Consider the following 17,557-nt stretch of genomic DNA (forward strand, 5'->3'; position numbering starts at 1 on the left):
CCCCGACCAACATCAATGTCGGGCGCACGATGCGAAACAGCCATGGTCGCCGGATTGCGCTCAGGCGTCCCAAGCAGGGGGAGCTTGATGCGATTGCGGAGGAACTCGCAATCCTGGAGGCAGAGCCCGCGAGCGCGGTGGCGCGCCAGCGCATTACGGCGTTGCGGGAAGAGCTTGAGCGACTTGAGCGCCGCCGCAAGCGCATCGCCTATGTCGACCCGGTCGACATCCGCTTCAACCGTTTCGACTTCCGGCCCGTGCCGAATGCCAACGCGGTCATGTTCTGTCTCATGGACGTATCCGGCTCGATGGGCGAGCGCGAGAAGGATTTGGCCAAACGCTTCTTCGTGCTGCTGCACCTGTTCCTGAAACGGCGCTACGATCGCACCGAAATCGTCTTCATTCGCCATACGCACGAGGCGCAGGAGGTGGATGAGGAAACCTTCTTCTACAATACGCAAAGCGGCGGTACGGTCGTTTCCACGGCGCTCGAAGAGATGCACCGCATCATCCAGCAGCGTTATCCCAGCAACGAGTGGAACATCTATGCCGCCCAGGCATCGGACGGCGACAATTTCGTGACCGATTCCGAGCGCTGCATAGGCCTCATGGACAGCCAAATCATGCGCCTGTGCCAGTATTTCGCCTATGTCGAGATCATCGACGAACGCGAGAGCCATATTTTCGGCAGCACCGACAATGGAACCTCGCTCTGGCGCGCCTACAATGCTGTCAACCAGAGATGGCCGAATTTTCAGATGAGCCGCATCGCCAACGCAGCCGACATCTATCCGGTCTTTCGCCAGCTTTTTGCCAGGCAGCCGGCCTTCCAGAAGAGCGCTTGAGGGTGAGCTGATGGCGAACCAAACCGGCAAATTCGGCCAGACCAGCAAATCCGGCCAAGCCAGCAAATCAGGTTTGCTCTTTTCAGGGTCCGACTGGGATTTCAAGACATTGTCGCGCGCCTACGAAGCGATCGAGGCGCTCGCGATCGAAGAGCTTCACCTCGACGTCTATCCGGTGCAGATGGAGATCATCTCGTCCCAGCAGATGCTCGACGCCTATTCCTCGGTCGGCATGCCGCTGATGTATCGCCATTGGTCCTTCGGCAAGCATTTCCTCTATCAGGAACTGCTCTATCGCAAAGGCGGGCGGGGGCTCGCCTATGAACTGGTCATCAATTCCAATCCTTGCATCGTCTACCTGATGGAGGAAAACACCATGGCCCTGCAGGCCCTGGTGACAGCCCATGCAGCGCTTGGCCATAATCATTTCTTCAAGAACAATCATCTGTTCCGGCAGTGGACGGATGCCAGCGCGATCCTGAGCTATCTTGATTTCGCCAAAGGCTACATTGTCCGTTGCGAGGAGCGGCACGGCGTGGCCGCAGTGGAGGCGATCCTCGACTCGGCCCACGCGCTGATGGAGCAGGGTGTGTTCAGATACCATCGGCCGCCGAAGCTGTCGTCGGAAAGGCAGCGCGAAGGCATTCGCGAGCGCCTAGAGTACGAAGAGCGTTCCTACAACGACCTGTGGCGCACGCTCCCGCGTTCGAAGGACGGGACCAAGGCCAGCGAAACGGACCTCGGCATGGCGGAGCGGAAGAAAACGCTCAAGCTGCCCGAGGAGAACCTGCTCTATTTCCTGGAAAAAAACAGCCTGGTCCTGGAGCCTTGGCAACGTGAAATCATCAGGATCGTCCGCGTCGTCGCGCAATATTTTTATCCGCAGCGGCAAACGCAGGTGATGAATGAAGGTTGTGCCACCTTCGTGCACTACACACTCATGAACATGCTGTTCGATCGCGGCCAGATCACCGAAGGCGCGATGCTGGAAATCCTGCGCAACCATTCGAACGTGATTTTCCAGCCGGCGTTCGACGATCCGCGGTTTTCCGGCATCAATCCGTATGCCTTGGGCCTCGACATGATGCAGGACATCCAGCGCATATCGACTGAGCCGACCGCCGAGGATCGTGACTGGTTCCCCGATATAGCCGGCAACGGCAATTGGCGCGAAACTCTGCTCGACGCGTGGGCGAACCATCGCGACGAATCTTTCATCCGCCAGTATCTGAGCCCCGCTCTGATGCGGAAATGGCGGTTCTTCATCCTCGCCGATGCCGCTAGCGAACCGCATTACGAAGTCGCGTCGATACACAATGAGCGTGGCTACGAAAAGATTCGCGCCGGGCTCGCCCACAGCTACGACATCGGCGCCAGCCGGCCGGATATCCAGGTGGTGGATGTCGACCTGCTCGGCGACCGACAGTTGCGACTGGAGCACAAGGTGAAGAACGGCATCGTGCTGGAGGAGGCCAGTCGCGACGCCACACTGCGCCATATCCGTCGCCTGTGGGGCTATGAGGTCAGCCTGGCGGCGATCGATGCGCAAACGGGCGGCACACTCAATGAACGCTCGACCAGCCAAATCGTGGAATAACCAACCGGACGGCCGGCGAGCGGTACAGCCAATCGCTGCAAGGTCCGCGCCGTTTCGCCATGCGTCAGCCCAGCCTCTCGTGATCAGGCTTGCTGTGGGTCCGATGCCCTGGCCGTAGGACCCGGGAAGGTCGGTTCCGTCGGAATCTCGGGTGGTGTACCGGGAGGAATTTCGACCGGCTGCCTTTCCGGGCTGGGAACGGGATCAGGCGAAGGCGGAGGAACGCCCGGAGGCTCATTCGGCGGAGTTTCCGGCGGAGCAGGTGGCCGGGCAGGCTCAGGATTGGGGTTATCCGGTATCGGCACGGGATTGTTCGGATCAGGATCGGTCATGTCCGTTCCTTGAGGAGGATCACCCTGGGATGTTCCTCTGAGGAGGATCACCCTGAGATGACAACCATCGTGCCCAACGATGGTTCCCTGCCGTCACGGACGTGGCCATTTTGGTGAAGTCCGATCTGGCATGGAAGGAGGGCGAATGACAAATTCGGCGCGGTTCAATGCCGGCAGCATTGGAAATGGAGCCGCGCCTTCATCTTCGTCATCTTTACCGGGTCGGGCAGCACTCTATGTACGCTGCGTATTGCGAGGCACGGTTCAGGGAGTAACGGCATGCGCGCATTCATGATTGTCACCCTTCTTCTTCTCGCAATCACGATGGCGCTCTCGCTCGCACATGCGTTGGAGTTGCCCGGCAAGTTGCGCCTCAAGGAGGCCACCTACAAATCTGTGCAGGCGATCTACTATCCCGGTTTCACGATCGGTGGGTTTGCCGAGATCGGCGGCATCATTGCGCTCGCCATCCTGCTCTACCTGACGCCTTATCCAGGCGCTCGATTCTGGTGGACCTTGGCGGCCCTCGTCTTCTTGGTGGCGGAACATGCGACCTATTGGTTGGTCACGCATCCCGTCAACAATTTCTGGGTGCAGGATGTTGCAGTGTCGAAACCAGCCGCGAGGTTTTTTTCAACGCTCCCTCGGAAGCAAAGCGGCGACTGGAGAGACTTGCGCGACGTTTGGGAAGCCTCGCACGTCGCCAGGGCAGGCCTGGCGATGCTGAGCCTGATCTCAATTGCCGTCGCCGCGACATTTTTTGCTGGGAATGAATAGCGCGAAAGGATGCGCAGCGACGCTACTTGTTCGTCCGCATCTTTTGCCTTGGATTGATCCCGCCAAGGGCGTTCGTGTCGTTCTCGACATCGCCTTCGATCGTGTTTTCGCCTTCGAGCACGAGTTCGTCGCCTTCCTTGATCGTGCCCTTGGAGGTCCCGATACCAGGATTGTTCCTCAGATCCGCATCGCTCGGCTTTTTCCATTTTGGATGTTTGGTTCCGCTCATGGCACAACTCCTTCGAAAAGGGTCCTGTTCTAGAAACAGCAGGGCGCGACGAATGTTCCGCCGTAATTCACCTTGACGCGGCCGCGTCCTAAAGCCCGAACGGATAGGTGTCGGGAACGCCCGTTCCGACATGCTCCGGCCCAAGCGGCGTCACCGCGGCGGTCTCGTCAAACCAGACGAACGCGTCAAATTGCTGGGAAAGAGAGGCATCCGCATAATGGCTGCGCAGCTCGGTTTCCGGCCGATAGATCACGCCGATGAAGCGCTCCAGCCGACGCTCCAGAAGCCGTTCGCGCAACGTACCGTCGCGCTTGATGTCGAGCAGGAAACGCGAGACGCCGCAGTCGTGGCAAAGCCGCTCGTAGCTATCGCTATGGGAAGGCCGCACCCGCTTGATCTCCATCTCGCCGTCCCAGTCGGAAGCAGCGGCCACTGTCCCGGAATGCGTGCCGAGCCCGATCAAGGCTGCCTCGTCGCCGAAGCGCTGGCGGCAGAGTTGGCCTATGTTCACTTCGTCCCGGACAATTCCCATCTCGGTATAGCGAGCGTCGCCAATATGGGAATTATGCGCCCACACGACCGCCTTGGAGTTCGGTCCGCGGGCTTCCAGCAGATGCTCGAGCGTCTCGAACATATGGGTGTCGCGCAGGTTCCAGGACTGCGCACCGCCATAGTACATGATCCGATAGTAGCGTTCTGCGGAAGCGATCAGCCGGGCATTCTGGGTGGCGTCCAGAAAATCGACACCGTCCTGCTGCGCGTAGTGGAGCTGTTTGGCAAGCAGTTCGCGGCATTGTTGAAGCACCGCTTGCTCGCATTTCTCGTACCCCGATGTGAGCGCGACACGGCCATAGGTGGATGGCTCGTTTTGCCAGGGCGTCAGGCAGCCATAGCGTTCCCGTGCGATTTTTGCTGCCTGCGGATCGACCCGGTCGAGATATTGCAGAACCGCGGCGATCGATCCGCTCATGTTGTAGATGTCGAGGCCATAGAACCCCGCCAGTCGGGACGATATCCTGATCCTTTCATTGTGTTGTCGCATCCAGTCGACGAACGCCGCAACGTCCGTGTTGCGCCACATCCAGGTGGGAAACCGCTGGAACGGCGGATCGGCGTCAGCCCGTGACGACCGATGGCGGACGTAGCGATCGATCGCCGCTGCATCAGGCCAGTCAGCCTCGACTGCGACGATGGTGAAGCCGTGCTTCTCGATGAGCCTGCGGGTGATCGCCGCGCGGGCCCGGTAGAACTCCGACGTGCCATGGCTCGCTTCACCGAGCAGGACGACGCGCCGGTCACCAAACCGGTCGAACAATTCGCCGAACGCCGGATCGTCTAAATCCGGCAGTGGTTCGGCCGCCGCCGCGATCATCTCCGGCAGACTCTGCGTGCGGGTGCGTCCGGACGGACGATCCGCGATACGGCTGCCGTTCTCGGGCCAGCCCTGCTCGCCGATGAGCGGGACAAACCGCACGCCGCCGAAATCCTCCTCGCTGTAAGTTGCAGCGCCGGTTCGGGTGACCTTGAGAAGGCGCTGATCATGCGGTTCGTCGCCGACCGGGATGACGAGTCTGCCGCCGACGTCGAGTTGTTCCTGAAGGGCAAGCGGCGCACCGGGTCCGCCGGCAGCGACCAGAATGGCGTCGAAGGGCGCTGCGTCGGGCCAACCCTTGGTGCCATCGCCGGTGCGGACTTCGATATTGTCATAGCCAAGCTCTTCGAATCGCTGTTTCGCCGTTTCGGCCAATCCAGCGTGGCGTTCGATCGTGTAAACGCGTTCGACGATCCGGCTCATCACGGCAGCCGCGTAGCCTGAGCCGGTGCCAACCTCCAGGACATGGTCTCCCGGTCCGATCTCTGCCATCTCGATCATCAAGGCGACGATGTAGGGCTGCGATATCGTCTGACCCTCGGCGATCGGCAGCGGCCCGTCCTCGTAGGCGAATTCTTCAAAGCCGGGTGCGACGAAGGCCTCGCGCGGAACCTCACGCATCGCTTCCAGCACCTCGCGGTCATGGATGCCACGGCGGCTGAGATGGACTTCGACCATTCGGTTGCGTGCATCGGGAAGATCGAGCATCTTTTGCTCCTCTTGCCAGCTGACGGCCCTCCGCTCCGATTGTGCCCCCAATCGTGCCCAACGGCGACAATCCCTCGATCGGCGTGCGCCCGGCCCAGCAGCGCTTGATCTCATTTCGACGGCTCGTCTCCTTAACCGTTGGCGAGCTTCCAGGTTCCTGCAAAAGAGCGATTGGCGGGCGCAAAGGCGGCTCCAGCCGAACTTATTTCCGCACAAATCCTTTCTTCGGGACGATCTCACTCCAGATATCGACGGGCGAACGCATTCTGGAGATGTTTCGATGAACGACGAGGCTCGGACCACTACGCAGACAACAGGCCTTGACCAGGTCGATCTCATGAACCGCTATTGGCGCGCCGCGAACTACATTTCGGTTGGCCAGATCTACCTGCTCGACAATCCGCTCCTGCGCGAGCCCCTGAAAGCCGAGCACGTCAAGCCGCGGCTGCTCGGCCATTGGGGCACGACACCTGGCCTCAATTTCATCTACGTCCACCTGAACCGCGTCATCCGTGAGCGCAGTCTCGAAATTCTGTTTATCTGCGGCCCAGGTCATGGCGGCCCGGCCATGGTCGCGAACACATGGCTCGAGGGCACCTACAGCGAGATCTATCCCGAGATCGGCCAGGGCGAAGACGGTCTGAGAAAACTCTTTCGGCAATTCTCTTTTCCTGGCGGCGTGCCCAGCCATGTGGCGCCCGAAACGCCCGGCTCGATCCATGAAGGCGGAGAACTGGGATATGCGCTCGTCCATGCCTTCGGCGCGGCCTTCGACAATCCCGATCTGGTGGTCGCCTGCGTGGTCGGCGATGGCGAGGCGGAAACCGGTCCGCTCGCGGCGGCATGGCACTCCAACAAGTTTCTCAACCCGGCATCCGACGGCGCCGTGCTGCCGATCCTGCACCTCAACGGGTATAAGATCGCCAACCCAACGATCCTTGCCCGCATGGATGACGTGGAATTGCGAAGCCTGTTCGCCGGCTATGGCTACGAACCATTTTTCGTCGAAGGTCACGAGCCAATTCCCATGCATCGGTTGATGGCCACGAAGCTGGACATCGCGCTCGACAGAATCCGCTCGATCCAGAAGCGAGCCCGTGCGTCGGGCTGGCAGGGAGAGCGTCCGCTGTGGCCGATGATCGTGCTGCGCAGTCCGAAGGGCTGGACCGGACCGAAGGAGGTCGATGGCAAGAAGGTCGAGGATTTCTGGCGCTCGCATCAAGTGCCGGTGTCGAATGCCCGCGGCAACGAGGCGTACCGCAAGATCCTCGAAGACTGGATGCGGAGCTACGAACCGGAAAAGCTGTTCGACAACAGCGGGCGTCTGCTTCCAGACTTGGCGGCGCTTGCGCCAACCGGGTCCCAGCGCATGGGCGCAACCCCCTATGCCAATGGCGGATTGCTGAAGCGCGACCTCGTGCTTCCCGATTGGAAAAGCCAGGCGCTCGATGTGCCGCGCCCAGGAGGTGCTAAAGCCGAGGCGACGCGGGTCCTCGGCAGCTATCTCCGCGACGTGATGCGCCTGAATGCGGAGGCCAGGAATTTCCGGCTGATGGGGCCGGATGAGACATCCTCCAACCGCCTTGACGACGTGTTCGAGGTTACGGACCGGGTCTGGATGCAGCGGATCGAGCCCTATGACGTCCAGCTCTCCCGTGACGGCCGCGTCATGGAGGTGCTTAGCGAGCACCTCTGCCAGGGTTGGCTGGAGGGCTATCTGCTGACCGGCCGCCATGGCGTGTTCTCCTGCTACGAGGCGTTCATCCACATCGTCGATTCCATGGTCAACCAGCATGCGAAATGGCTGAAGACATCCCGCGAGCTTGCCTGGCGCAAGCCGATCGCTTCACTCAATTATCTGCTGACCTCCCATGTCTGGCGGCAGGATCACAACGGCTTCAGCCACCAGGATCCGGGCTTCGCCGATTTCGTCGCCAACAAGAAGGCCGATACGGTCAGGCTCTACTTCCCGCCGGATGCCAACACGCTGCTCTGGATCACCGATCATTGCCTGAGAACCTACAACCGCATCAACGTGATCACCGCCGGCAAGCAGCCGGCGCCGCAATGGCTGTCTGCCGAAGACGCAGAGACGCATTGCCGAGCGGGGGCGGGGATCTGGGAATGGGCCGGGACTGGGAAAGGCGAGGATCCGGATGTGGTCATGGCCTGCGCCGGCGACGTGCCGACACTGGAGACGCTCGCCGCCACGGACATTTTGCGTTCAGCGCTTCCGGAGCTGAAGCTTCGCGTCGTCAACGTGGTCGACCTGATGACGCTGCAGTCGAATTCAGAGCATCCGCATGGCCTCGCCGATGAGGATTTCGACGCGCTGTTCACGAAAACCAGGCCGGTGATCTTCGCCTATCACGGCTATCCCTATCTCATTCACCGCCTGACCTACCGACGCGCCAACCATGAGAATATGCATGTGCACGGTTTTCGCGAGGAGGGCACCACGACGACGCCGTTCGACATGGTCGTGCTCAATGAGCTCGACCGTTTCCACCTGGCGCTCGCCGCGATCAAACACGTGCCAGATCTCGCCGAACGGGCGAAAGGCCTTGCCGCCGAACTTCAAGCGAAGCTTGTGGAGCACCGGGCCTATGTCCGCGAGTACGGCGAAGACCTGCCCGAAATTCAGACGTGGAACTGGCCGCAGAACCGCGCGACGAAGGCCGGCGATTGATGCGACACGCAATTCTCGCACTGAACGCCGGCTCCTCCAGCATCAAGTTCGGACTATACGACCTTGAATCCTCCGCGGGACTGCAACTCGTCTCGCGTGGTGCGCTGGATCTGGGCGATGCGCCGAGGCTCAGCGCGAAGGCGGCCGATGGAACAGTGCAGTGTGATCGGCCGCTTGCCGGGGAGGCGCGCAATGCGGGCATCGACGCGTTGCTCGACTGGATCGAGAGCGAGCTTGGCGGCAGGAAACTGGTGTCGGCCGGCCATCGCATCGTGCATGGCGGGCGCGAGTTCGTCGAACCCGTCCGTCTGACACCTGATGTGATCGAGGCCTTGGACAGGCTGACGCCGCTTGCTCCGCTGCACCAGCCTCGCAGTCTCGCGCCGATCCGCACACTTGCCGCGCTGCGGCCGGATCTGCCGCAGGTCGGATGCTTCGACACAGCCTTCCATCAGACGATCGATCCGGTCGTGAGCCGCTTCGCGCTGCCGCGCAGATACGATGCGGAGGGAATCCGCCGCTACGGGTTTCATGGTCTTTCCTACGAATACATCGCCGGGCGGCTGAAGGAGATGTCGCCCGCTCTTGCAGCGAAGCGGACGATCGTCGCCCATCTCGGCAACGGAGCAAGCCTGTGCGCCATGCGCGACGGAAGAAGCGTCGATACGACGATGGGCTTTTCCGCGCTCGACGGCCTGGTCATGGGCACACGCTGCGGCGCCATCGATCCAGGCGTGCTTTTGTATTTCGTGCTGGAGGCAGGCGTCTCGGCGGAGGCTCTGCAGCATATGCTCTACGAGGAATCCGGGCTGCTCGGAATATCCGGCATCTCGGGCGACATGCGCACGCTGGAAGCGAGCGACGACCCCCACGCCCGCGAAGCGGTAGACCTGTTTGCGTTCCGGGCCGCAAGGGAGGCTGCCGCGCTCGCCAACACGTTGGGCGGCCTCGAATGCCTCGTGTTCACCGCCGGCATTGGCGAGCGCTCGGCGCCGGTCCGCAAGGCAATATGCGAAAGACTTCATTGGCTTGGTGTGGCGATCGACGAGCCATCCAATGCCTCCCATGCCGGGATCATTAACCGACCGGACAGCAAGGTCGAAATACGCGTCGTCGCGACCGACGAGGAGAGTGTCATTGCCCGCCACACGCGGGTGCAAGGGAATGCTCGATAAGGCAATCAACGGCACGGTTTTCCCGGGGCAAGGAACCCTGCGCGTCCGCGGCCGTTTCCCCATCTGATTACCAAAGGGAGAAATCCAATGGCCGAGACCACCAGTACGGCAGGCGCCTCAAAGGCGGCAAACGAGGCCCAGGAGGCGATGAAGAAGCAGATCGCTGAGCTTCGCCGTGAAGTCACCAAAATAAATCGGACCCTTTCCGACCAGGCCGAGGAGGCACAGGGCTGGTACGATAGCGCCGCCGACCGGGCCTCGCGCGCAGCTCGGCAATTGCGCAGCCAAGCGCACACCGTGTCTGAAACTGTCCAGCAGAACCCAGGCACAATCTCTTCGGCTATGCTGCTTGGCGGCGTATTCGGTGTCCTTCTCGGAATTGTGATTGCGAAGAGTTCCGAGCCTGAGCGGCGGTGGTTCTAGGGACAGATGACCACCTTGCAGTGCCGAGCCTGCCTATTGCTGATCAAGCATGGCTTTTGCGCTGTCAGCATCCGTTACGATGACCGTCGCCAACCCGGCCCGCGCCACAGCTAGAAGAATGGCATGTTTGTGCGTCCCGCCTGAAGCGATGATGCGGCAGGGGATATTGCGGTAGTCGTCGAGTTCCGGCGAAAGTACCTGGCTGTTGAGAGGGTGGTCCACAGGCTTGCCTTCGGCATCGAGATAGCGGCCCAGGAGGTCGCCGACGGCGCCGGCGGCGATGAGATCGCGCGCATCCGTTCCCTCTGGCAGGCCGTAACGCACCTGGAGCGATTGCCGCGATACGTCTCCGACGCTCAGGTAGGAGACATCCACATCATAGGTGCGGGGGAATATCCTCTGGAACACCGATTGGGAAATGATCGCCTCGCGCGATTGCGGGCTCTCCGCGTAGATCGGCGCCGCGAAATAGCAGCATTGCGCGCCCAGGACCTGCGCGAAGCCGCGGACGATCTCGAATGTATTGATCTCCGAACCGCGCGTCAGTCCGCCCATCATCGACCGAACCTCGATCTGCGGCTCGCTGGCGGCCGTCATGTGCCGCACCGTTTCCCGCAACGTCGCTCCCCAGCCGACGCCGATGGAGGCAGGCTTGCGGCTTTGGATCAGCCGGTCCAGATAGGCGGCCGCACCCCGCCCGATGACCGAGTGCACCAGCCCGGGATCGCCCGGCGTTGGCATCACGACGGCATCCTGCAGGCCGAACCGGCTTCGCAATTCGGCCCCGAGCTCGATATTGGCGGCTAGCGGCGAGCTGAAGCCTATACGCACGATCCCTTCCTCAAGAGCCGCGGCAAGAAGCTCGTTGACCCTGCGGCGGGTGAGATGCATCCGCTCGCCGATCTCAGCCTGCGTCAGACCCTCCACATGATAGAGCCATGCGGCCCTGATCATCAGCTCCTGCTGGTCCATGCGCTCTCTCCCCCGTGCCGTGGCTGTTTTCGGTTACAAACGTCACACTGGTGTAGCATTTGTAACTTACGAATCCCGACGGTCTGTTTCCAGCCGATTGGCCTGTTATCAGCCAAGGAAGTCATGGCCGTTTTAGCCGGATAGCAGATTCAACAAGAAAAGATCAACATGGATAAATGCTCTGAGTATGGGCAGGGTATGCCGCGCAAAATAATATTAATACTTTATCTGTAAATACATACTTGCGGATTGTCACAAATAATTCATCTGTTCATTACGAAACAGACACAGTTCTGAACATAAAACCGGTGGGATTGCTTTGGCCACGACTTGCCATTCCCGCAAAAGGAGATTCCGATGTTTTCACTCACTCGGCGCCGCGCGCTTGGTCTGCTTGGTGCAACCGCGGGCAGCATGGTGCTGCCGCGCTTTGCGATCGGTCAGGGCGCGCGCCCGTCCGTCACCATCGCCGTGCAGAAGATCACCAACAACAACACGCTCGACATATGGAACGAGCAATCCAATGTGGGCGAGCGGGTGTTCTTCCCCAATTTCTGGGAAGGGCTGATCCAGCGCGACTGGATGGGCAATCAGGGCCCGCTTCCCGGCCTCGCCACCGAGTGGAAGCGCATCGACGAAAAGACCGTCGAGCTCAGGCTGCGTCAAGGCGTGAAGTTCCACAATGACGACGAGCTGACCGCCGAGGACGTGGTGTTCAGCTTTTCAAAGGAACGCGTCTTCGGCGATACCGAGCCGAAGGGCGGCAAGACGATCTTCGAGGACGATCACAAGCCGACGGCCGCCAAGGAACTGCCTGCCACGATCCCCGGCATCGGCCGCCGCCTCTGGCCCGCGCTCGCAGGCGTTGAGGCCGTCGACAAATTTACTGTCCGCTTCCACAACGCGACGTCGGATGTGACGCTGGAAGGCCGCCTCTATGCCTTCGGCAGCCAGATCGCCAACCGCCGTGCCTGGGACGAGGCGGCGAGCTATGTCGACTGGGCGCGCAGACCAATCACCACCGGCCCCTATCAGGTCGGCGAGTTCAAGCCGGACGTGTCGCTCACTCTCGTGGCCTTCGACGACTATTGGGGCGGCCGTCCGCCGCTCGAGCAGATACGCTTCGTCGAGGTGCCGGAAGTCGCTTCCCGCGTGAACGGTCTTCTCTCGGGCGAATACGACTTCGCCTGCGACCTGCCTCCGGACCAGATACCCGCGATCCAGGCCACGCAGGGCTTCGAAGTCCAGAACTCGACCATTTGGAACCACCGCGTATCCGTCTTCAACATCCAGAACCCGATCCTGGCGGACCCGCTGGTGCGCCGCGCCATGACCCATTCGATCGACCGCAAGGCGATCGTGGAAGCGCTGTGGGCCGGTCAGACCGTGATCCCGGCCGGCCTGCAGTTCGACTCCTATGGCGAGATGTTCATCAAGGACTGGGCTCCTCCGGAATACAATCCGGAACTGGCGCGCGACCTGCTGAAGCAGGCCAGCTACAAGGGAGACGCTATCCCCTACCGCCTGCTCAACAACTACTACACCAACCAGACCGCGAACGCGCAGATCATGGTCGAGATGTGGAAGCAGGTCGGCTTGAACGTGCAGATCGAGATGAAGGAGAACTGGGGCCAGATCCACGATCCGGCGGGGGTGAAGGGCGTGCGCGACTGGTCCGCGGGGAACTCCATCAACGACCCGATCACGCCGATGGTCACGCAGTTCGGCCCGAATGGCGAAGTCCAGCAGAAGAAGGACTGGACCAATGCCGAGATGAACGAGCTTTCGCTCATCATGGAGACCTCGACCGACCACGCCGCCCGCAAGAAGGCCTTCGCCCGCATGCTGGAAATCTGCGAGCGGGAGGATCCAGTCTATCAGATCCTTCACCAGAATGCGGTGTTCACCGGCATGAAGTCCTCACTGAAATGGAAGGCCGCCCCCGCCTTCGCCATGGATTTCCGCTCCACCAACTGGGCAAGCTGACCAGCAGCCACGAACCGGCTCCGGCAGGGAACGCCCCGCCGGAGTATTTTTTTCACGATGTCCTTCGGGCGGACAGAGCGGAAGCGGATGGCGATGACAGTTGCAACGGCCAATCTGGTGGAACTGCGCAACCTGAAAGTCGCCTTCGACGGCGTTCGGGTGCTGCACGGCATCGATCTCGACGTTGCACGCGGCGAGGCGCTCGGCCTCGTCGGGGAATCAGGATGCGGCAAGTCGGTCACATGGCTGGCGGCGCTCGGCCTGCTGCCCGGCAAGGCAAGCGTGACCGGCTCGGTGCGCCTCGAAGGCCGCGAACTCTGCGGCAGCCCGCGCAGCACGTTGGAGCAGGTGCGGGGCGGGCGGATCGCCATGATCTTCCAGGACCCGTCGAGTTCGCTCAACCCGGTCCTGTCGATCGGTCGCCAGATCACCGAGGCGCTGGCCATTCATCGGGGGCTGCGGGGCGAGGCAGCGAAGACCGAGGCGCTGAGGCTGATGGACATGGTAGGCATTCCCGACGCCCGTCGCCGCTTCGATCTCTACACACATGAATTTTCCGGCGGACAATGCCAGCGCCTGATGATCGCCATGGCGCTGGCGGGCGAACCGGACCTGTTGATCGCGGATGAGCCGACCACCGCGCTCGATGCGACCATCCAGGCCCAAATTCTCGACCTCCTGATCCGGCTGCAGGCCGAGACCGGCATGGCGCTGGTGTTCATCAGCCATGACCTCGGCGCGGTGTCGCAGGTCTGCGAGCGCGTTTGCGTGATGTATGCGGGCCGCATCGTGGAGGAGGGTTCGGTCGCGCAGCTGTTTTCCAGCCCTCGCCATCCCTACACGCGCGGCCTGTTCGACGCGATCCCGCGCATCGAAGGCCCCCGAAAGCGGCTGATCCCGATACCGGGCACGGTGCCGAACCCGAAGACACTGCCAAAGGGCTGTGCCTTCGCGCCGCGCTGCTCGCGCACCACCGCTTTCTGCGAGACGTCGCCGCCCTCCCTGCTGCCGCAAAAGGACGGCCGCAAGCTCGCCTGCGCGCATCCGATCGAGCTCGCGGTAGCCGGCAAGACCGAACGCAGAGTTCCCGAAGATTTGCTGCAATGACGCCGCTGATCGAAGCAAAGGGGCTGGTGCGCATTTACGCGCTCAGGCACGGACCCTTCTCCCGCCCCAGCTTTGTTCGCGCCGTGGAGGATATCTCACTGTCGGTATTCCCCGGCGAAACGCTGGGCATTGTCGGAGAGTCCGGTTCCGGAAAGTCGACGCTCGGACGGATGCTGCTCGGCATCGATCCGACCCAGGGCGGCGAGGTGCGCTTCGAAGGGCAGCCGATGCCGCGGCTCGGTACGCCGGAGTGGCGGGCGCTGCGCGCAAAAATGCAGCTTGTCTATCAGGACCCGCTGGCCGCACTCGACCGGCGGCAGACGATCGCGACCCAGATCGGCGAACCGCTGGACATCCATCGCATCGGGCCCAGGGCAAGTCGCGCCGGGCGCGTTGAGGAACTGATGGCGGCCGTCGGCCTGCGCCCCGACCAGGCCGGCAGCTATCCGCACGAGCTTTCCGGCGGGCAGCGCCAGCGGACGGTGATCGCACGGGCGCTGGCCGCCCGGCCCAAGCTTCTGGTATGCGACGAGCCGGTCTCCGCGCTTGACGTGTCGATCCAGGCGCAGGTGGTGAACATGTTGAGCGACCTGCAGGAAGACAACGGCATCGCCATGATCTTCATCAGCCATGACCTGAAGGTCGTGCGCAACCTGGCCGACCGTGTCGCGGTCATGTATCTCGGCAGGATCGTCGAGGAAGCCTCCTCCGACGTGATTTTCCAGTCGCCCCGGCATCCCTACACGAAGGCGCTGGTTTCCAGCATGCCGATCCCCGGCAAGAAGCTGGAGGGGCGTGTCATCCTCCAGGGCGAGCCGCCCAATCCGGCCGCACGTCCGTCGGGCTGCGCCTTCCATCCCCGCTGTCCCGTCGCGCGCGACATCTGCCGCACCAGCACGCCGGAGCTGCGCCAAGTCGAGAAGGGGCGCACGGCCGCCTGCCATGTCGTGGCGGACAACGCCGCGATCGCCGCCTGATGGAGCCCGCATGATCCGTTTCGTTCTCGTGCGCGTTATGAGAGCCGTCATCACCATCCTTGCGGTGATGACCTTCGCCTTCGTCGTTCTGCGCATGTCGGGAGACCCGGCCGAGGTGATGCTGGGGCCGGACGTGCCGCAAAATGTCATCGAGGCGTTCCGCAAGTCGTGGGGTCTCGACCAGCCGCTCTGGATTCAATATTTGGCTTATCTCAAGTCGATCTTCACCGGCGATTTCGGCGTGTCGATGCGCGACAAGGCTCCCGCGCTGCAACTGGTGCTGGAGCGCGTGCCGGCCACGCTGCAGCTGACCGTTCCGGCGCTCATCCTGAAGCTGCTGATCGGAATTCCGGCCGGTGTCTATGCGGCGCTGCACCGCCAGAGCTTCGCCGACCGCGGCGTGATCCTGCTGGCGATCCTCGGCTTCACCATCCCCTCCTTTGTCATGGGCCTGGTGCTGGTGCTGATCTTTTCGGTGACGCTGGGCGTGCTGCCATCCGGCGGCCAGGAGACATGGCTGCACGGCATCCTGCCGACGCTCACCATGAGCGTAGGCGGGGTAGGCATACTCGCCCGTTTCTCGCGCAGCGCCATGATCGAGGTGATGGGCCAGCCCTATATCCGCACGGCTTCCGCCAAGGGGCTGAAATGGCGCGACGTGGTGTGGGGCCATGCGCTGCCCAACGCAGCCGTGCCGATCGTGACCATCGTCGGCTTCATGGTCGGCTCGCTGATCGCGGGTGCGGTGGTGGTGGAATCGATCTTTTCCTGGCCAGGCATCGGCAGGCTGCTGATCGTCTCGGTCAGCAATCGCGACCTCGCCGTCGTGCAGTGCATCCTGCTCATCGTCGCGGGCACCATGGTGGTGTCGAACCTTGCCGTCGACCTGCTCTACGGCTGGCTCGACCCGCGCCTGCGCTCGCCCGCGAGCCATTGAGGAGAACCGGCATGGCTTCGATCTATCCGGCGACCACACAGCCAGACGCGAGGCAAAGTGCTGGTCTCCTGTCGTCCATTCGCCGCAACATGCCGCTGAGCGTCGGGCTGGGAATCCTGTGGCTGGTCGCCATGGTGCTGGTTGCGATATTTGCCGACCGCATCCGCCCCTATGGCATCACGCAGATGGATCTTACCAGCCGGCTTTCGCCCCCCGGCATGCTGAAGCACTTGCTGGGCACCGACGAGCTCGGCCGCGACGTGCTTTCGCGCCTCATCCAGTCGATCCGCCTTTCACTCGTCATCGCCTTCGGGGCGACGCTCCTTTCGGCCGTGTTCGGCACAGCACTCGGCTTCGCCGCCGCGCAGTTTCGCGGTTTCGTCGAGCATCTGGTGCTGGCGCTGGCCGACTTCCAGGCGGCGCTGCCGTTTCTCATCATATCGCTGGCAGTGCTGGCCTTCTTCGGCTCCTCCATGGTGCTCCTGGTCTGCCTGATGGGTTTTTACGGCTGGGAGCGCTATGCGCGCATCGCGCGCGGTCTCGCGATCTCGGCGGGCGCGCAGGGCTATGCGGCCTCGGTGGTGCAGCTCGGCGCCACGCCGGCGCGGGTTTACCTGCGCCACATCCTGCCCAACGTCGCCTCGACGCTGATCGTTTCGATGACGCTGACCTTTCCCGAGATCATCCTGATGGAAAGCGGGCTGTCCTTCCTCGGCCTTGGGGTCCAGCCGCCGGCGACCAGCCTCGGCAATATGGTCGGCTTCGGCCGCGAATATCTGACGCGGGCGCCGTGGATCATGCTGGCGCCGGCCACCGTCATCATGTTCACCACGCTGTCCATCTCGCTGGTCGGAGACTGGCTACGCGACAGGCTCGATCCCACGGTGCGGTGAGATGCTCCAGCAATTCGAGGAGACTTCCGTGACTTCGATCACTGGCATGACTTTGATCAACGGCCATCGCGGCGCCCGCAATCTGTGGCCCGAAAACTCGCTTACCGGCTTCCGCAACACGCTGAGGCTCGGTGTCGATGCCATCGAGTTCGACGTTCACCTGACGGAGGCGGGCGAGCTCGTGATCATCCATGACGCGACGCTGGAACGCACGACGCAAGGCTTCGGGCCGGTGCGGAAGCTCACGTCCGAAGAACGGCCGAGCGTGAAGTTGAAAGATACGGACGAGACCATCCCGACACTGGCGGACGTGCTGGCCGTGCTTTCTTCCAGGGGCGGGCCGGGCCTGCATGTCGAGATCAAGACCGACGAAACAGGTACGCCCTATCCCGACATTGCCCGGCGCGTCGTCGAGGAGCTTCGACGCTTCGGCGTGGAGGACAGGACGCATCTGACGTCCTTCGACATTTCCGTTCTGGAAGACTGCCGGCGCCACGCGCCGCACGTCGCGCGCCTCGTCTCCGTCAATGCTGACTGG

At 62.2% G+C, this 17,557-nt stretch carries 15 protein-coding genes; 12 read left to right on the forward strand and 3 right to left on the reverse strand.

What is annotated here, in order from left to right; translation table 11 throughout:
- From E5W87_RS09840 to E5W87_RS09850, 3 genes are all read left to right on the forward strand, one after another.
- On the forward strand, nucleotides 1–845 hold an 845-nt coding region (locus E5W87_RS09840; RefSeq protein ID WP_292396481.1), incomplete at its 5' end, for a YeaH/YhbH family protein.
- Between the two features lie 10 nt (nucleotides 846–855).
- A complete protein-coding gene (locus E5W87_RS09845; protein ID WP_292396483.1) occupies nucleotides 856–2,442 on the forward strand; it encodes a SpoVR family protein in 1,587 nt (528 codons plus the stop codon).
- Between the two features lie 611 nt (nucleotides 2,443–3,053).
- On the forward strand, nucleotides 3,054–3,551 hold the full coding sequence (locus E5W87_RS09850) for a DUF1772 domain-containing protein (protein ID WP_292396485.1): 498 nt from the start codon (nucleotides 3,054–3,056) through the stop codon (nucleotides 3,549–3,551).
- Between the two features lie 22 nt (nucleotides 3,552–3,573).
- Here the strand turns inward: E5W87_RS09850 and E5W87_RS09855 are convergent, their stop codons facing one another.
- Together E5W87_RS09855 and E5W87_RS09860 are read right to left on the reverse strand one after the other, a co-directional pair.
- A complete protein-coding gene (locus E5W87_RS09855) occupies nucleotides 3,574–3,780 on the reverse strand; it encodes a hypothetical protein (RefSeq protein WP_027151394.1) in 207 nt (68 codons plus the stop codon).
- An 88-nt stretch (nucleotides 3,781–3,868) separates the two neighbouring features.
- Nucleotides 3,869–5,860 (reverse strand): protein-L-isoaspartate(D-aspartate) O-methyltransferase, encoded by a 1,992-nt coding sequence (locus E5W87_RS09860; protein ID WP_292396487.1) that lies wholly within the window; start codon nucleotides 5,858–5,860, stop codon nucleotides 3,869–3,871.
- 280 nt (nucleotides 5,861–6,140) lie between these two features.
- On the opposite strand from E5W87_RS09860, the gene E5W87_RS09865 reads away from it, so the two are divergent.
- The 3 genes from E5W87_RS09865 (at nucleotide 6,141) to E5W87_RS09875 (ending at nucleotide 10,147) form a co-directional block, all read left to right on the forward strand.
- Nucleotides 6,141–8,549 (forward strand): phosphoketolase, encoded by a 2,409-nt coding sequence (locus E5W87_RS09865; protein ID WP_292396490.1) that lies wholly within the window; start codon nucleotides 6,141–6,143, stop codon nucleotides 8,547–8,549.
- A complete protein-coding gene (locus E5W87_RS09870) occupies nucleotides 8,549–9,724 on the forward strand; it encodes an acetate/propionate family kinase (RefSeq protein WP_292396492.1) in 1,176 nt (391 codons plus the stop codon). Before E5W87_RS09865 ends, E5W87_RS09870 begins: the two co-directional genes overlap by 1 nt.
- 87 nt (nucleotides 9,725–9,811) lie before the next feature.
- Nucleotides 9,812–10,147 carry a hypothetical protein gene (locus tag E5W87_RS09875; protein ID WP_292396494.1) on the forward strand — a complete coding sequence of 112 codons (336 nt, stop codon included), beginning with the start codon at nucleotides 9,812–9,814 and terminating at the stop codon, nucleotides 10,145–10,147.
- Nucleotides 10,148–10,180: 33 nt separating this feature from the next.
- Here E5W87_RS09875 and E5W87_RS09880 read toward each other — a convergent pair whose 3' ends face one another.
- Nucleotides 10,181–11,119: a sugar-binding transcriptional regulator gene (locus E5W87_RS09880; protein WP_292396496.1), complete on the reverse strand. Its 939-nt coding sequence runs from the start codon at nucleotides 11,117–11,119 to the stop codon at nucleotides 10,181–10,183.
- A gap of 357 nt (nucleotides 11,120–11,476) precedes the next feature.
- On the opposite strand from E5W87_RS09880, the gene E5W87_RS09885 reads away from it, so the two are divergent.
- The 6 genes from E5W87_RS09885 to E5W87_RS09910 all read left to right on the forward strand — a co-directional run.
- Complete coding sequence (locus E5W87_RS09885) at nucleotides 11,477–13,105, forward strand: ABC transporter substrate-binding protein (protein WP_292396498.1); 1,629 nt, start codon at nucleotides 11,477–11,479, stop codon at nucleotides 13,103–13,105.
- Nucleotides 13,106–13,198: 93 nt separating this feature from the next.
- The gene (locus E5W87_RS09890; RefSeq protein ID WP_292396500.1) at nucleotides 13,199–14,212 is read left to right on the forward strand and encodes an ABC transporter ATP-binding protein; all 1,014 of its coding nucleotides are present in this window, start codon (nucleotides 13,199–13,201) and stop codon (nucleotides 14,210–14,212) included.
- Nucleotides 14,209–15,189 carry an ABC transporter ATP-binding protein gene (locus E5W87_RS09895; RefSeq protein WP_292396503.1) on the forward strand — a complete coding sequence of 327 codons (981 nt, stop codon included), beginning with the start codon at nucleotides 14,209–14,211 and terminating at the stop codon, nucleotides 15,187–15,189. The genes E5W87_RS09890 and E5W87_RS09895 overlap by 4 nt, the downstream gene beginning before the upstream one ends.
- A 10-nt stretch (nucleotides 15,190–15,199) precedes the next feature.
- Nucleotides 15,200–16,126: an ABC transporter permease gene (locus tag E5W87_RS09900; protein ID WP_292396505.1), complete on the forward strand. Its 927-nt coding sequence runs from the start codon at nucleotides 15,200–15,202 to the stop codon at nucleotides 16,124–16,126.
- Between the two features lie 11 nt (nucleotides 16,127–16,137).
- Nucleotides 16,138–17,019: an ABC transporter permease gene (locus E5W87_RS09905; RefSeq protein ID WP_292396507.1), complete on the forward strand. Its 882-nt coding sequence runs from the start codon at nucleotides 16,138–16,140 to the stop codon at nucleotides 17,017–17,019.
- 46 nt (nucleotides 17,020–17,065) lie between these two features.
- Nucleotides 17,066–17,557: glycerophosphodiester phosphodiesterase family protein (locus E5W87_RS09910; RefSeq protein WP_292396540.1), on the forward strand; the 492-nt coding region annotated here is incomplete at its 3' end.

The organism is Mesorhizobium sp., assembly GCF_004962925.1.
GTDB lineage: Bacteria > Pseudomonadota > Alphaproteobacteria > Rhizobiales > Rhizobiaceae > Mesorhizobium.

Bases quoted from the DNA above. Each gene is read 5' to 3' on its own strand.
- E5W87_RS09845 (WP_292396483.1), top strand. From the start codon at position 856: ATGGCGAACCAAACCGGCAAATTCGGCCAGACCAGCAAATCCGGCCAA.
- E5W87_RS09850 (WP_292396485.1), top strand. From the start codon at position 3,054: ATGCGCGCATTCATGATTGTCACCCTTCTTCTTCTCGCAATCACGATG.
- E5W87_RS09855 (WP_027151394.1), bottom strand. From the start codon at position 3,780: ATGAGCGGAACCAAACATCCAAAATGGAAAAAGCCGAGCGATGCGGAT.
- E5W87_RS09860 (WP_292396487.1), bottom strand. From the start codon at position 5,860: ATGCTCGATCTTCCCGATGCACGCAACCGAATGGTCGAAGTCCATCTC.
- E5W87_RS09865 (WP_292396490.1), top strand. From the start codon at position 6,141: ATGAACGACGAGGCTCGGACCACTACGCAGACAACAGGCCTTGACCAG.
- E5W87_RS09870 (WP_292396492.1), top strand. From the start codon at position 8,549: ATGCGACACGCAATTCTCGCACTGAACGCCGGCTCCTCCAGCATCAAG.
- E5W87_RS09875 (WP_292396494.1), top strand. From the start codon at position 9,812: ATGGCCGAGACCACCAGTACGGCAGGCGCCTCAAAGGCGGCAAACGAG.
- E5W87_RS09880 (WP_292396496.1), bottom strand. From the start codon at position 11,119: ATGGACCAGCAGGAGCTGATGATCAGGGCCGCATGGCTCTATCATGTG.
- E5W87_RS09885 (WP_292396498.1), top strand. From the start codon at position 11,477: ATGTTTTCACTCACTCGGCGCCGCGCGCTTGGTCTGCTTGGTGCAACC.
- E5W87_RS09890 (WP_292396500.1), top strand. From the start codon at position 13,199: ATGACAGTTGCAACGGCCAATCTGGTGGAACTGCGCAACCTGAAAGTC.
- E5W87_RS09895 (WP_292396503.1), top strand. From the start codon at position 14,209: ATGACGCCGCTGATCGAAGCAAAGGGGCTGGTGCGCATTTACGCGCTC.
- E5W87_RS09900 (WP_292396505.1), top strand. From the start codon at position 15,200: ATGATCCGTTTCGTTCTCGTGCGCGTTATGAGAGCCGTCATCACCATC.
- E5W87_RS09905 (WP_292396507.1), top strand. From the start codon at position 16,138: ATGGCTTCGATCTATCCGGCGACCACACAGCCAGACGCGAGGCAAAGT.